Genomic DNA, 15,119 nt, shown 5'->3' on the forward strand with positions numbered 1-15,119 from the left:
TTATCTGCCAGTTATTACTAGCAGATGAAATAGAGTAAAAAGCTGATCACACTTCAGCCATATCGCCTTTGCTTTGCAACCAGTGACGACGATCTTCAGCACGCTTCTTACCAAGTAGCATGTCCATCATTTCGTTGGTTTCACTGTCGTCATCAATCGTTAACTGCACTAAACGGCGAGTATTCGGATCCATGGTGGTTTCACGCAATTGCAATGGGTTCATCTCACCCAGACCTTTGAATCGCTGAACATTAACCTTGCCACGCTTACCTTTTAGGCGATCAAGAATACTGTTTTTCTCAGCTTCATCGAGGGCGTAGTACACTTCTTTACCCAAATCGATACGGTACAAAGGAGGCATTGCAATAAACACATGTCCGGCACGTACTAAGGTTTCAAAGTGCTTCATAAATAACGCACACAACAAGGTAGCAATGTGAAGACCATCGGAGTCCGCATCCGCAAGGACGCAGATCTTACCGTAACGTAGCCCACTTAAATCATCACTATCTGGATCAATACCAAGTGCGACCGAAATATCATGGACTTCTTGAGAGGCAAGGACTTGATCGGCAGACACCTCCCACGTATTTAAAATTTTACCGCGAAGTGGCATGATCGCTTGGAACATACGATCACGAGCTTGTTTTGCCGAGCCGCCCGCCGAGTCACCCTCGACAAGGAATAATTCAGTGCGATTAAGATCTTGTTGTGAACAGTCCGCTAACTTACCAGGCAGTGCTGGGCCTGATGCAATTTTCTTACGTACCACTTTTTTGCTTGCACGCATACGACGGTGCGCATTTGCAATACAGACTTCTGCTAATTGCTCTGCCAGTTGTGGACGCTCATTAAGCCATAAGCTAAAGGCATCTTTTACCACACCAGAAACAAACGCCGCACATTGACGTGACGATAAACGTTCTTTGGTTTGACCGGCAAATTGTGGATCTTGGATTTTTACCGACAAGACATACGCACAACGATCCCAAATATCATCAGCCGTTAATTTCACGCCTCGTGGCAGAAGATTACGGAATTCACAGAATTCACGCATCGCATCTAACAAGCCCTGACGCAGACCATTAACGTGAGTCCCCCCTTGCGCTGTTGGGATCAAGTTAACATAACTTTCAGTGATCAATTCACCACCTTCAGGTAGCCATAACAGCGCCCAATCAGCGGCTTCTGTTTGCGAACTGAACACACCAGTAAATGGTTCTTCTGGCAGTAATGTATACCCTTTTACACCTTCAGCAAGGTAGTCTTTTAAGCCATCTTCATAGCACCAACGAATCGTTTCATCAGTGATTTTATTGGTGAATACAATTTCTAAACCAGGGCATAACACTGCTTTAGCTTTTAGATTGCTCTTAAGGCGAGAAACTGAGAACTTGGCACTGTCGAAATATTTTGGATCTGGCCAAAAGTGAACACGTGTGCCTTTTGCGCGACGACCACAGGTGCCTATCACTTCAAGTTCTGAGACCTTATCGCCATTTTCAAACGCAATTTGATATACTTGACCATCACGTTTTACCGTGACTTCAACACGCTTAGAAAGGGCGTTTACAACCGAGATACCGACCCCGTGTAAACCACCTGAGAATTGGTAGTTTTTACCAGAAAACTTACCACCTGCGTGAAGCTTACATAAAATAAGTTCAACCCCTGAGACACCTTCTTCAGGGTGAATATCAACAGGCATACCACGACCATCATCAACCACCTCTAATGATTGATCGGCATGAAGGATCACTTCAACTTTACGGGCATGTCCAGCCAATGCTTCATCGACACTGTTATCGATAACTTCTTGACCTAAGTGGTTAGGTCGAGCCGTGTCGGTATACATACCGGGACGGCGGCGTACTGGCTCAAGGCCATTAAGAACCTCAATGGCTCCAGCGTTATAGCTTTGATCTGTCATATCACGGAAATTTACGGGAAAGTTTTGAAAATAATAGTCAGTAACCCAGCGCTATATGTCAAGTTCTGGGACACATGAAGGCTCATGACTGTGAGTAATGATGCTATTTACAAGAACATCAGATACAACATGTCATAGAAATATAAGTAATATCAGAAAACATATCGCGATACAGAATCACTCGCGAACACTAAACATGGCAACATTCTACCAGTTATAATTCTAAGAATTGGATAATTGATGCAGGAAATCGTTCAAAATTGACAAAACTATGATCCCCATTAGGTTCAACGGTCAATTTTGATTCAGCATATTTCAGCATGGATTGGCGATAGTCTAATACTTCATCCCCCTCTTGCAATAGCACCCAAAAACGTTGTGGAGCATGTAATGTCGCCACATCGAGTTGCTGTAGTTGCGCCATATGCTGGGGAGCAAGTACATAATTTTCGCCACTATATGGATTCTGCTGGGGTCCTAAATAATCAACTAACAACTCATAGGGTTTTACAGCAGGGTTAATTAATACCGCAGGTAAAGCAAACCGTTCACTTAACCAAGTACATAAATACCCACCTAATGAACTCCCTACTAAACCTATCTTGTACTCGTCTTTGAAGCGAAGGATCAACTGTTCAAGATAAACCTGCGCCTCTTCAGGATAGCTAGGTAGTTGCGGCATCACAACCTTAATATCAGGTCGATGAACCGCGCAATACTGCGCCATTTGTTGTGCTTTTAGTGATTGTGGCGAGCTATTAAAGCCGTGTAAATAAATAAGTAATGATGGCATTAGTACCCTGCTGAATCAAACGTTGGTTGGAATACATCACCTTCAAGACGTTCAACGTGAGTAATAATATCCCCTGTCGCGGTTAACTCTAGATAACGCCAACCTGGGGTGACTTGATCTAATGCAAAATCATCAGAATCGGGAAGAAATTGAATACACGTCGAAGGCGTCGCTAGCACTCTGACATCCCGATGAATACGATCCAATTCTTGATGAATATGGCCGCATAAAATAGCTTTCACTTGAGGGTGTTTATCAATCACCTGCCACAGCGCATCACTATTGTGTAACTGATGTTGATCAAGCCATGCGCTCCCCGCGGGTAACGGATGATGATGAAGTAATACCAAAGCATGTCGTTCAGGGTGTAGCGATAAAGCGTGATCAAGTAATGCTAATTGATGATGTGATAGTTCACCATGAGGAACACCAGCCACTTGGCTATCAAGTAGGATAACTTGCCAATGATCACCGACCAAGATTTGTTCACTATCTTTAATTTGTTCAGAAGGTAATATTGATGCCATGGTTGGTTGGTAATCGTGATTGCCCGGTAACCAAAAACACGGTTGTTCCCAACGAGCAATGCCTTCAGCAAAACGTTGGTAGGAATCAGGAGTGTGATCTTGGGAAATATCTCCCGTTGCAACAATTGCATCAAATTTACGCGTAGAAGCATCTACCGCATTAAGGACGGCATGAAAGCTCTGTTGAGTTGCCACACCAAGCAGAGCGCCTGATTCATTGGCAAACAAATGAGTGTCTGTAATTTGAAGAAGAACCACACTATCAGGGTTCGTCTGTGGCAGCGAATAGGTCTGCAAAACGTCAAAAACCTTGTCTTTTAATCAATCAAAAACAGTTAACAAACAGATTGGTTACTGATCCCACGGCGTAAACAATGGTTTAACCAATCGCCTAAAAAACGATTTACTTGATGTTTCTCATCTTTCTGATGCATACGCAAGTTAGGATAATCATATATTGGCTTTAAACGAGAAATCTGTTGAGCGGAACACACTTCTGCGACTCTAGCATCATGATAAAGCCTTACTGTTAACGCTGGCGATAAATAATCAACAACATCTTGATCACTCTTTAACCCTAGAGAAATCATCGTAGTATAGCGTGTGGATTCTATTATTTTTAAGCGATATATATCATCACACACTCGATAAAACCTTTCATCACCCACTTCGTCACTACGAGGTAATAACGGGAGCAACTTAGCATAATTGGTTTCATACAAGCGCATTAGGCTTGATAAATCGACAGAGTATCGAGAGTTCAATGACAAAATCCTTTAAATAGTTACAACCTTTTATTGGCCTATTGCTGTAACTGTAAATAATGAAGCTGTAACCATTGTAAGGCAATAATCGAGGCTGCATTTTCAATTTTACCAGATTCTACCCACTGATAGGCCTGTGTTCTTGACACAACATGCACCCGAATATCTTCACTTTCTTCAGCTAAACCATGAATACCACTCGCTGTTGTGCTATCAACAGTGCCAACGAATATATCCAGCATTTCAGAGCAACCACCTGAGCTTGATAAATAACGCGTCACTTTTTGAAGTTCAGTGACGGTTAGCCCCGCCTCTTCAACAGCTTCTCGTTTAACGACCTCTTCTGCAGATTCACCTTGGTGATCAATCATGCCCGCGACAATTTCTAACTGCCAAGGCTCACAGCCAGCCGCCATCGCACCGACACGAAATTGTTCAATTAAAACAACCTCATCAGTGACTGGATCATAAGGTAATAAGGCGGCGGCATGCCCACGTTCAAACATTTCTCGATTGACCGTATCGCTCCATCCGCCTGCAAAAAGTTTATGACGAAAACGGTATTTCACCATTTTAAAAAAGCCATTGTAGACAATATCTTTCGCCTCAACTTTTACATCATCCACACCAAACTGCAGTGGACTTTTCTCATTTTGGCTCATCATTATTCCCTTGTATAAATAAAGTGCGCTAGCTCGCAATAATTAACAGATAATCATAACAAACAGAGAAGGTTAGCTATCTTTTCATTCAATCAGATTATCAGCAACGTTTAACTTCAACAAAATTAATAAATATTACATTTTTTTTTAAACCAAATTGATAAGAGTTTAAATTTCCACCACCATAAATAAAAAATAAACCATCATATTTAGGTAAATTTTTGCAATGATCAGTTTCAAGCAAGGCATGTTGAGGTAAACTACAATTTGTAATTATATTTTTAGCTCCCATTTTGTCAGCAAGACCAGGAAAGGCATCCATGAAAAAATTGCTTCCAATCGTTATCAGCCTTGCATTTGGCTCACTAAGTCAATCAGCTCTTGCTGATGATCTCGCTCAAATTTATCAGCAAGCAAAACAAAATGATCCACAACTTCTAAAAGCTGCAGCAGATAAAGATGCAGCATTTGAAGCAATTAACTCATCTCGAAGTACGTTACTACCGCAGATTAACTTAAGCGCGGGCTACAATACTTACCATTTAGATGCCAAAGACAAAAATACAGATGGATTTGTTGGCGGTCTTCAGCTTGACCAAGAGATTTATAATCGCTCAAGCTGGATTGGTTTAGATGTATCAGAAAAAAAAGCCCGTCAAAGTGATGCTGCATACTCAGCTGAGCAACAAGGCTTAATTCTTCGTGTCGCACAGGCTTACTTTAATGTTTTAGAAGCCAAAGACGATCTGAGTTTTGGTGAGGCCGAAAAGAAAGCTGTAGGCCGACAACTAGAACAGATGAAACAGCGCTTTGAAGTGGGTCTATCTGCCATTACGGATGTCCATGACGCCCAAGCACAATACGATAAAGTTGCAGCTGATGTGATTCTAAAAGAAAATGCAGTAGCAAATAGCTACGAAGAACTGCGTGAAATTACAGGCCGTGAGTACACCTCTCTGGATGCCTTGAACACCAAGACTTTCTCCGTAACGCCATTACAACAATCACCTGATACGTTTGTAAAAACAGCTGAGACTGACAACCTATCATTATTGGCGTCAAGAATTGGTCAAGATATCGCAAGAGACAATATTTCACTTGCAGAATCAGGCCATCTACCAACCTTATCGTTCACTTCAGGTTATCAATATAATAAGTCAGGACCGGGCACTCCAGATCCAGATCAAGGTTCTTTGACTGCAGGAATTCAGTTAAACCTTCCAGTCTACTCTGGTGGTAATATCAGCTCTCAAGTAAAACAAGCGCAATACGCATATGTTGCCTCTAGTGAAGAGCTTGAAGGCCAATACCGCACAGTTGTGAAAGATGTACGTAACTATTACAACAACATTCATGCCGCTGCTGGTTCAATAAAAGCATACAAACAGCTCGTTATTTCAGCTAAATCAGCTTTAGAAGCAACAGAAGCGGGCTTTGATGTGGGTACGCGTACTATTGTTGATGTTCTTGACTCAACAAAGAGCCTCTATTCAGCAAATAGCCTATTAGCTAATGCTCGTTATAATTATATTCTTGCACAACTACAGCTAAAACAAGCGGTAGGTACCCTGAGTGAGCAAGATATTGTTGATATAAATAAAGGCTTAATTAAACAATAAGTTTTAATCATCAAAAATAAAAAAGCGCCCAAAGGCGCTTTTTTATTATCTGCGATTTTTGTCGCTATAATTTATTAGCCACGACCACCACGGATCGCTTCAATAATTTTGGATGTAGAGCAGCCGTCTTCAAAGTTAAGTACCAGTACTTGACCACCAGCTGCCACAACTTCTTTACCACCCGCAATTTCTTCAGGTTTATAATCGCCACCTTTCACCAAAAGGCTCGGCAGCACTTCACTGATCAAACGTTGTGGTGTTTCCTCGGTAAACGGTACCACCCAATCAACTGCACCAAGACCTGCCAATACCGCCATACGACGGTCTTCTGGATTGACTGGACGACCAGGGCCTTTTAAACCTTTAACTGAGCTATCAGAGTTCACCGCAACAATTAAACGATCGCCTAATTTTGCCGCTTCAGTTAAATAAGCAACATGACCGGCATGTAAAATATCAAAACAACCATTTGTCATAACTACCGTCTCACCACGCGCACGTGCTGACTTTACGGCTTGAATTAATTGAGGCTCAGAAATAACACCAAAACCACTGTCTTGACTACCATGAATGGCATCTGTTAATTCAATAGTAGATAAGGTTGATGTACCCAACTTCGCGACAACGACACCAGCCGCAGCATTGGCTAATTTACACGCATCTGATAACGATTTACCTGCAGATAATGAAGCGGCAAGCACTGAGATCACCGTGTCACCAGCACCTGTTACGTCATACACTTCTTGCGCTTGCGTTGGCATATGTAAAGGCTCACTGCCTTTTTCAAGTAACGTCATGCCATGCTCAGAGCGAGTGACTAACAAGGCTTCAAAATCAAACTTTTCAATAAGGGCTAACCCTTTCTCAACTAAGTCTTCGTCTGACGTGACTTTACCAACAACCGCTTCAAACTCAGATAAGTTTGGTGTAAGCAGTGTGGCGCCACGGTAACGTTCAAAATCCGAACCTTTTGGATCAATTAACACAGGCACATTTGCTTCGCGCGCTAATTGGATCATACCTTGAACGTGCTCTAATACACCTTTCGCATAATCAGATAAAATGACGGCTTTCACATCCGTTAAGGATTGCTTCATGCGCGCAATGATCGGTGCGGGATCAACGTTATGAAAACCTTCTTCAAAGTCTAAACGGATCAACTGTTGCCCACGACTCATTACACGAAGTTTGGTAATTGTCGGATAGTTAGGCAGTGAAACAAAATCACAATAAACGTTCAGTGAAGATAACTTTTCAGTCAGCGCTTTCGCTTGCTCGTCAATGCCCGTTAAACCAATCAATTTTGCATGCCCACCTAATGCTGCAATATTCATTGCAACGTTAGCGGCACCGCCCGGGCGCTCTTCAATCTGATCAACCTTAACAACAGGTACTGGCGCTTCTGGTGAAATTCGCCCTGTAGGACCTGTCCAATAACGGTCTAGCATGACATCACCAACAATCAAGACACCTGCTTGGTTATAATCAGGAAGGGTCAGTTTCATTTTTTTCTCCGGGAATATGAAAACGCTCAAATACTAGCATAAACTAAAATCAAGATGCATCAGGACAATGTTATTCCGTTAATTATCATCACTATTGATTGGCTCTAAAATTTGCAGCCAGATCGCTTCAACATTTTCTCGTAGCTCAACAAATTGTTTATCAGATACATACGCATCTGATCCTAATAAATTAAGCTTATGGGTTTCATTACGCATTTCACAGTAAGCATGCTGGAGTAATTTTGCATCCTCAGCAGAAATGATGCCTTCTTGCGTCATTGATGAAAATATACGGATATTATCAGACCAACGAGTTACGTCAGGTTGCTCAGCAGCATTCGCTAACACAAGAAATTGGGCGAGAAATTCAATATCGGTGATCCCACCTTTATCTTGTTTTAAACCAAACATTCCCGCTTTTTTCTTACCTAAATGATCACGCATTTTATGGCGCATCTCGACAACGGCTTTGGCTAATTCATTTCGTTTGCGAGGAATTGATAATATCTGCTGGCGAACATCGGCAAAGGCATGCTGCAATTGTTGGTCACCATAAATCATGCGAGCACGAACAAGCGCCTGATGCTCCCATGTCCACGCCTCTTGCTGCTGATAATCAGCAAACGCGGTGACGGTACTGACCAATAACCCTGATGCACCAGATGGACGTAACCGCATATCAACCTCATATAACACGCCTGATGCGGTTCGAGTTGAAAATAGGTGAATGATCCGTTGCGCTAGACGTAAATAAAATTGACGGCCATCTATTTCTTTAAGGCCGTTGGTATAAACATTATCAGGGCAATCATGCATAAAAACCAAATCAAGATCAGATCCATAACCAAGCTCCCAACCACCAACTTTACCATAGCCCACAACACCAAACCCTTTCCCCTGTCGTTCAACTAAGTGGCTCGGCTCACCATATTTCTGAGCGATTTGTAACCATGCTTGGTTCACTACAGCTGCAACAATCGCTTCAGCTAAATAAGTTAAGTGATCACTAACCTTCATCACAGGTAAAATACCAGCAATGTCAGCCGCTGCAATTTTCAACAACTGAACTTGTTTAAACTGTCGAATCGCCTCCATTTGCTGCTCCATATCTTCTTCTGGAATACGAGCAAGATATTCACGCAATTCGTCTTTATAACTGGTGAGCTCTGTCGGCTTATAAAGGTGCTGTGGATCGAGTAATTCATCTAATAAAAGTGGATATAACGCCAGCTGATCGGCAACCATTGGGCTTGCTGCACAAAGTCGAATCAATTGCTGTAAAGCGGCTGGGTGTTCAACCAATAGCTCAAGATAAGTGGTACGTGTTGCGATCCGAATGATCAGTTTGGTTAAACGCGGTAACAGTTGAGTCGCATCATCTCGCATCACAACCTGTGATAATACTTCGGGCATTAGGCGAGCTAACACTTCGCGCCCACGGGGGCCCAATGTACGTTTAGATAGCTCAGCTTTAAAACCAATTAAGTGCTCTGCTAACTCAATGGATGCTGGCTCATTTAATTCAGCAAGGATCGCGAGTAAGACTTCATAATTGAGCACCATTGCCCACATTTCATGGTATTGAGCATCAACACTTGCTTGATCATCTTGCTCCTCCACACCGATGATATCTTCAAAAATCAAGTGAATTGCAGACATATGAGATTCGACATCTTGCAGTAAAGCAGCCCAATCAGCATATCCCATTGCACACGCTAAACGTGCTTGACCAAGTGCTTTATCTGGTAACGTTTGGGTTTGTTTATCATCGATTGCTTGGAGTAAATTCTCTAAACGGCGCAAGAAACAATAGCCATCTTGTAACACAGCCACATCTTGTGATGGCAATAAACCTAATTCATTCATCGCTGATAAGGTGGGCAGTAATCCTCGTCCTCGCAGACTCGGTTCACGTCCACCACGGATCAACTGAAATGACTGGGCGATAAATTCAACCTCTCGGATCCCACCAGCGCCTAATTTAATATTATTGCTAAGTCCTCGACGTCTGACTTCACTGCTGATCATCGCTTTCATGCGACGCAAAGCTTGTACAGCACTGAAGTCGATATAACGACGAAAAACAAAGGGCCGTAGCATTTGACGTAATTCTTGATACTGGCTAAAGCTTTCTTTGCCCATCACGCGCGCTTTGATCATCGCATAACGTTCCCAATCACGTCCTTGCTCTTGGTAATAATCTTCAAGGGCAGCATAGCTCATCACTAATGGGCCACTGTCGCCAAAAGGACGTAAACGCATATCAACGCGATAACAAAAGCCATCATAAGTTTGTTGATCTAACGCTTTAATCAACTTCTGTCCTAGACGGGTAAAGAACTGCGCATTGGCAAGACTTCGACGCCCACCTTGTGTTTCACCATTTTCTGGATAGGTAAAAATAAGATCGATATCAGAAGAAAAGTTTAGCTCTCCACCACCCAGTTTACCCATCCCTAATACCAACATAGGTTGAGCTTCACCGCTTGCGTTCATTGGTGTGCCCCAATCAGCACAACATTGACGATATAACCAATGGTAGGCTTCCATGATCAACGCTTCAGCAAGCTGCGATAAAGACTCTAAACTCTGCTTTAACGGGACAACATTAGTAAAGTCATGCCAAGCAATAAGGCACATTTGTCGACGACGAAATTGCCTTAACACATGCATTAATTGGTTTTCATCTTTCACATCATTTAACTGCTCAGATAAGCACTGGCGGTAATCAATCGATTCAAGATGCTGACGATGATGCAGTAGCCAAGTTAGCCATTCAGGATCTTGCACTAATGACGAAAAAATAAAATCACTTAAGCCTAAAACTGAACGCAGCTCTTCTCTATCTTGCCCTTGCCATTGCGCTAACGCTTCAGGGTGATGTTCGGCAAGTTTATGAATAGCAAGATCAGCGGCATCAGCCAGAGAAGTAAAACGAGAAATATTAGGAAAAAAAGCGCTCTTTTCTACAGTCATGTGCTTTCCTTGAACAAGTAATCTGACAGAATTGTTTCTACATTAGCATAGAAAAACGCCCATCAAATGATGGGCGTTATAATTTTATACATTACTGATTATCTCATTACACGAGGCGATGAGTTACACCTGAAATGCCTTAATTTTTGTTTCTAAATCATTAGCATGTTGGTGCATGGTATCTGACGTTTCAGCAAGCTCAGTCACCACTGTCACCGACGCTTCTACCAGCTCTCGTACATTGGTTAAATTCTGGTTCATCTCATCAGCAACCGTTGTTTGCTGCTCTGCTGCGGTGGCAATATGGAAATTCATATCATTAATTAGCTTTACTTGTGCAACAATTTTTTCTAATTCATCCCCAGCATTGGTCACCAAGTCAACCCCTTCAGCCGCCTCTTCAACACTTTGCTCCATCAAACCCACGGCTTGCTGGGCACTTTGTTGTAATTGACTGATCATCTCTTGAATTTCAACCGTTGCAGTTTGTGTCCGTTGCGCCAAATTACGTACTTCATCGGCAACAACAGCAAAACCGCGTCCAGCATCGCCTGCGCGTGCAGCTTCAATCGCAGCATTCAATGCCAGTAGATTGGTTTGCTCTGAAATACTTTGGATTGTCACAATAACTGTGCTGATCTTCTCAACGCGTGCTTCGACCTGATTAACCGCATCAGCAGATTGACGAATATCGCCAGAAAGCTGATTAATTGTGCTCATTGTTTTGCCTACAAACTCTTGTCCTTGCGCTGCTTGCTCTGATGTTCCAACTGTGGCATCAGAAGCTTGCCTTGCATGTTCAGCGACGGTTTGTACCGTAGAGGTCATTTCTGACATCGCAGAAGCTAATTGATCAATCTCTGCAAACTCTTCTTGTGCCGACGCTTTCGTCTCTACCATACTAATTGACATAATATCGGACAGGCTCGAAAGCTCACTCGCCACTGTACGTTGAGCTTGCAATACTTCCTGTAACTGAAAACGTGCGGTTTCTAGTTCACGTGCTAAATCACCAAATTCATCACGGCAATCCATCTCAATCGGCTCAATTAAATTACGTTGTGCCAAATTTTTAATACTTAGTTTTAAGTAATTAATTTGACGTAGCATTATCCTTGAACCACCCAGTAGTAGCACCATAAAGGCAAGGATCATAACCCCTGTTTGCCATGCAATTTGCCATAAGTATTGATGGTAATAGTTATTAGCAACTTGGCTTGACTGAGAGCCCACGACCACTAAATCACGCTGGGGAAGTAATTCTGCATATTCATAACGCCCTTGATCTAACGTTAGTGGAGAAGAGATCGTTAATTGAGAGAGTAAAGCTGACAAGGGTTGATTTTCTGACGTTGTTGCACTGAGTTGATCCAGTTGCGTTACAGATGGATGCCCAACAACCTTGCCACTTTTACGATCAATGATATAAACATACGCGTCTTGAGCAGAAACTTGGTTAAAAAAGGATTTTGCTATATCGACACCTGATTTATCATTACCTTTCAATAAATTAGAATATGAAACCGCTTGTTCTTTGGCACGATCTTTTTGGATTTGTGAGACTGCAGAATAAAATGTTTGGGCATCCCATAACTGCTTTCCAAGTAGCAGTACCGTACTAAATACCATTAATAGGATCAATTTGGGCACAAGACGGATATTTGTTAGTCCTTTTTCCCATGATGAAAAGTGCATCGTTGCCATTTGGATCCTCCTTATTGCCCTTCAATTTTCAAGTCAAATAAATGAAGATGAAGCACAATAACTATCAATGAATTTTGCTATCGTCTTTCTTAATAGCAATATATCGACAATAACCACAAAGACCTTAGTGATGAAAGTAATTGATGACGTAAAGTATGAGCTACATCCCATGAGTTTGATGGCATTGGTTCTCTCTATCACCTCGCTTATCATTGTGACCAGCACACTTTTTCTCAATAAACACAGTCCAACGTTTCGTATTTTTATTGCCATAGACACTTTTATCTGCCTGATTTTCTGGTGCCAACTGCTGATAGATTTATTTAGAAGTGAAAGTAAAGCGGCCTACCTAAAGCACCACTGGCCTGATTTTATCGCCAGTATTCCCGCTATCGAACCGTTACGTTTTATGCGTATTTTACAAGTTCTGCGCGTTATTCGCTTATTACGTTCGAGTAAACACATTTACTTTCAGCTACAAAACAATCGCCGAGAAACCACTTTGGCTTCGATCTTCTTATTATTGACGGTCCTTATCACTATTGGCGCAAGTTCTATCTTATTTGTAGAAGGCAATGTCCCTGAAGCGAACATTCATACTGCAGGGGATGCACTATGGTGGGTATTTGTCACTATCTCAACCGTGGGTTATGGCGATTATTATCCGGTTACAACATTAGGTCGAATCATTGCTGTCGGGATCATCATCTGTGGTGTGGGTTTATTTGGTATGGTGGCTGGTTTGATAAGCTCAATCATTTCAGATCCACAACATGAAAAAGACTTACTCGAAAAAGCACATCGAAAAGAATGGCGAGAAATGCTAGCCAATCAACAAGTCTTACTGGCTAAATTAGATCGCTTGGAAACAAAACTTGATCAACTATCACAAGAGAAAAGCACCAATACACCAAGCCAGCATTAAGAAAACAAAAATATATCGCTATAAAAAAGCCTTGCTTGAGCAAGGCTTTTATTTTCTCTATAGCACTTAAGGCCAATATGGCGCGAGTTCAATACTCATCTTACGTGTTTGATCCATTGCATGGATCAATGATTCATTTTGACGCTGCAACCATTTCTCAATTTGTACAAAGTCATCACCTTCAAATAACGGCAATAACTGACGTATTGGCTCTAAGGCATAAAGGTCGTCAATGCCTTGCAATAAATCAAACCATGGCATACGGAAAGATTGACGTAATTCAGGATCGTAAAGCGCAGCAAAAGATAAACCACACATTAAATTCCGTTGCAAACGTGGTTTCTGATCAATGTAATCAGAACGGGTTAATTGGCGCTCAGCAGGAAAAGCATCCATTAGCTCACGCCATGAACGAGATAAGATATTATCGGCAAAAGGTTTAATCGCACCAGCAAGTTTTGCGCGTGATTTATCATCTAAAAACGGCTGCCAACCACGGCTTAATATCCAACGACTTAAATCAAGCAATAAACCGCAATAACGTGCAGAGTTCATCAAACGCAGCATATCTTCGCTATCGGGTAGCTGTTCATAGCGCGTATCTAACTGCTGTTGTAGTGATTTTCGGACATTTAACTTACGCAACACATAAGATTTATCGTCCGTTAGCGCTTGAATACTATTGGCATCCTCTAACCACGCTAACTCACCTTCTAACCATTGTAATTCTTGGCGTAACAAAGCACTGGCACGACGCGGGATAATACCGCCGAACGTTGCAAAGGTTTGGCGCAATAAGCTTAATGATTGGGAGATTTGAACTAACGCTTGCTGATCTTGCGATTCAGTATAAATTTGTTCGTGGTATAACCAATGCTCTAATGCGTGCTCTAACGTTTTAATAAACGTCGATTCAACCGTATCTTGCTCAGTCGTTGCCACCAGCGTTAAAGGCTTTGGTGTATCACCTTGATAATCTGCTGCTAAGCGGTAGCCACGAGCCGCTTTACTCAAATTACCTAATCGCATACCACCATCCGCACAAAGTGCACGGGCAAGCGTAAATAAAGCATCGGTTTGACCCGATTTAAGCTCTAACTCAACTTCACAAATTGGCGATGATTTACCATTAGTATGGACATCACCATGATCATAGGCCAATTCAATCTGGCTTCCATCCGGCATGGCGACTAACCATTGCTGACGGGTGAAATCGGTTGAGAATAAAGGTTTAATTTGCTGTTGAGCGAGATCAACATCAAAACCTTCTGGCCACGCATCCGCTGGATGTAAAGCCAAAATGGGCGCATCACCATCAATTTCTACATTATATTCAGGACGCTGGTGTAAACCCGCAACGACCCGACCTGCAGTTTTTAATGTTTGTACATAAACATCGTCAAAACGACGTATCCGAAGGCCAATATCATGCTGACGCAATAATTGGTCTGGCGTATCAAAGTAAATATTGCCTAATTCTCGACTGCTCTGCTGCAGAATTTTCGCTTCAGTTATTTTGTTCAATAATTGACTAGAAAATTCTGGTGAGACGATAAACTTCAGTTCTATCTCGGTTTCCATAGTTATACCTATAAACAGTGGCAATCCAAGGATATTTGCTTCTGCGCTTAAGGGCAAGTCAGAAATATCGATAAAACCTTGATCAAAATTAGTTCCACTATACTCATATATACGTTAACATGCGCGCTTCAAT

12 protein-coding genes are annotated in these 15,119 nt (G+C 42.1%); 2 read left to right on the top strand and 10 right to left on the bottom strand.

Going from position 1 to position 15,119, the window contains the following annotated elements; all coding sequences use genetic code 11:
* Nucleotides 1-46: 46 nt before the first annotated feature.
* The 6 genes from parE to C9J46_RS12275 form a co-directional block, all read right to left on the bottom strand.
* Nucleotides 47-1,930, bottom strand: a complete 1,884-nt coding sequence (parE, locus tag C9J46_RS12250; protein WP_105059453.1) for a DNA topoisomerase IV subunit B — start codon at nt 1,928-1,930, stop codon at nt 47-49.
* A 214-nt stretch (nt 1,931-2,144) separates the two neighbouring features.
* Nucleotides 2,145-2,723, bottom strand: coding sequence for an esterase YqiA (yqiA, locus tag C9J46_RS12255; protein WP_107290959.1), 579 nt, complete (start codon nt 2,721-2,723; stop codon nt 2,145-2,147).
* Complete coding sequence (cpdA, locus tag C9J46_RS12260; protein WP_107290960.1) at nt 2,723-3,547, bottom strand: 3',5'-cyclic-AMP phosphodiesterase; 825 nt, start codon at nt 3,545-3,547, stop codon at nt 2,723-2,725. Before cpdA ends, yqiA begins: the two co-directional genes overlap by 1 nt.
* A gap of 38 nt (nt 3,548-3,585) precedes the next feature.
* On the bottom strand, nt 3,586-4,014 hold the full coding sequence (locus C9J46_RS12265; RefSeq protein ID WP_107207665.1) for a DUF1249 family protein: 429 nt from the start codon (nt 4,012-4,014) through the stop codon (nt 3,586-3,588).
* A 38-nt stretch (nt 4,015-4,052) separates the two neighbouring features.
* Nucleotides 4,053-4,676 carry an ADP-ribose diphosphatase gene (gene nudF, locus C9J46_RS12270; protein WP_107207664.1) on the bottom strand — a complete coding sequence of 208 codons (624 nt, stop codon included), beginning with the start codon at nt 4,674-4,676 and terminating at the stop codon, nt 4,053-4,055.
* Between the two features lie 100 nt (nt 4,677-4,776).
* Nucleotides 4,777-4,998 (bottom strand): hypothetical protein, encoded by a 222-nt coding sequence (locus tag C9J46_RS12275; RefSeq protein WP_107207663.1) that lies wholly within the window; start codon nt 4,996-4,998, stop codon nt 4,777-4,779.
* On the opposite strand from C9J46_RS12275, the gene tolC reads away from it, so the two are divergent.
* On the top strand, nt 4,997-6,295 hold the full coding sequence (gene tolC / locus C9J46_RS12280; protein WP_107207662.1) for an outer membrane channel protein TolC: 1,299 nt from the start codon (nt 4,997-4,999) through the stop codon (nt 6,293-6,295). The two genes, C9J46_RS12275 and tolC, sit on opposite strands and share 2 nt — an antisense overlap.
* Nucleotides 6,296-6,369: 74 nt before the next feature.
* Here tolC and hldE read toward each other — a convergent pair whose 3' ends face one another.
* From hldE to C9J46_RS12295, 3 genes are all read right to left on the bottom strand, one after another.
* Nucleotides 6,370-7,800: a bifunctional D-glycero-beta-D-manno-heptose-7-phosphate kinase/D-glycero-beta-D-manno-heptose 1-phosphate adenylyltransferase HldE gene (gene hldE, locus C9J46_RS12285; protein ID WP_045083504.1), complete on the bottom strand. Its 1,431-nt coding sequence runs from the start codon at nt 7,798-7,800 to the stop codon at nt 6,370-6,372.
* A 78-nt stretch (nt 7,801-7,878) separates the two neighbouring features.
* Nucleotides 7,879-10,776, bottom strand: coding sequence for a bifunctional [glutamate--ammonia ligase]-adenylyl-L-tyrosine phosphorylase/[glutamate--ammonia-ligase] adenylyltransferase (gene glnE / locus C9J46_RS12290; RefSeq protein WP_107290961.1), 2,898 nt, complete (start codon nt 10,774-10,776; stop codon nt 7,879-7,881).
* A 123-nt stretch (nt 10,777-10,899) separates the two neighbouring features.
* Nucleotides 10,900-12,480 (bottom strand): methyl-accepting chemotaxis protein, encoded by a 1,581-nt coding sequence (locus C9J46_RS12295; RefSeq protein WP_107207660.1) that lies wholly within the window; start codon nt 12,478-12,480, stop codon nt 10,900-10,902.
* 130 nt (nt 12,481-12,610) lie between these two features.
* On the opposite strand from C9J46_RS12295, the gene C9J46_RS12300 reads away from it, so the two are divergent.
* Nucleotides 12,611-13,405 carry a potassium channel family protein gene (locus tag C9J46_RS12300; RefSeq protein ID WP_107247479.1) on the top strand — a complete coding sequence of 265 codons (795 nt, stop codon included), beginning with the start codon at nt 12,611-12,613 and terminating at the stop codon, nt 13,403-13,405.
* 66 nt (nt 13,406-13,471) lie between these two features.
* Here C9J46_RS12300 and C9J46_RS12305 read toward each other — a convergent pair whose 3' ends face one another.
* Nucleotides 13,472-14,986, bottom strand: a complete 1,515-nt coding sequence (locus tag C9J46_RS12305) for an inorganic triphosphatase (RefSeq protein WP_107207658.1) — start codon at nt 14,984-14,986, stop codon at nt 13,472-13,474.
* Nucleotides 14,987-15,119 lie beyond the last annotated feature (133 nt).

The sequence above is a fragment of the Photobacterium sp. GB-36 genome, from assembly GCF_003026135.1.
GTDB lineage: Bacteria > Pseudomonadota > Gammaproteobacteria > Enterobacterales > Vibrionaceae > Photobacterium.

Bases quoted from the DNA above. Each gene is read 5' to 3' on its own strand.
- parE (WP_105059453.1), bottom strand. From the start codon at position 1,930: ATGACAGATCAAAGCTATAACGCTGGAGCCATTGAGGTTCTTAATGGC.
- yqiA (WP_107290959.1), bottom strand. From the start codon at position 2,723: ATGCCATCATTACTTATTTATTTACACGGCTTTAATAGCTCGCCACAA.
- nudF (WP_107207664.1), bottom strand. From the start codon at position 4,676: ATGAGCCAAAATGAGAAAAGTCCACTGCAGTTTGGTGTGGATGATGTA.
- tolC (WP_107207662.1), top strand. From the start codon at position 4,997: ATGAAAAAATTGCTTCCAATCGTTATCAGCCTTGCATTTGGCTCACTA.
- C9J46_RS12275 (WP_107207663.1), bottom strand. From the start codon at position 4,998: ATGGATGCCTTTCCTGGTCTTGCTGACAAAATGGGAGCTAAAAATATA.
- hldE (WP_045083504.1), bottom strand. From the start codon at position 7,800: ATGAAACTGACCCTTCCTGATTATAACCAAGCAGGTGTCTTGATTGTT.
- glnE (WP_107290961.1), bottom strand. From the start codon at position 10,776: ATGACTGTAGAAAAGAGCGCTTTTTTTCCTAATATTTCTCGTTTTACT.
- C9J46_RS12295 (WP_107207660.1), bottom strand. From the start codon at position 12,480: ATGGCAACGATGCACTTTTCATCATGGGAAAAAGGACTAACAAATATC.
- C9J46_RS12300 (WP_107247479.1), top strand. From the start codon at position 12,611: ATGAAAGTAATTGATGACGTAAAGTATGAGCTACATCCCATGAGTTTG.
- C9J46_RS12305 (WP_107207658.1), bottom strand. From the start codon at position 14,986: ATGGAAACCGAGATAGAACTGAAGTTTATCGTCTCACCAGAATTTTCT.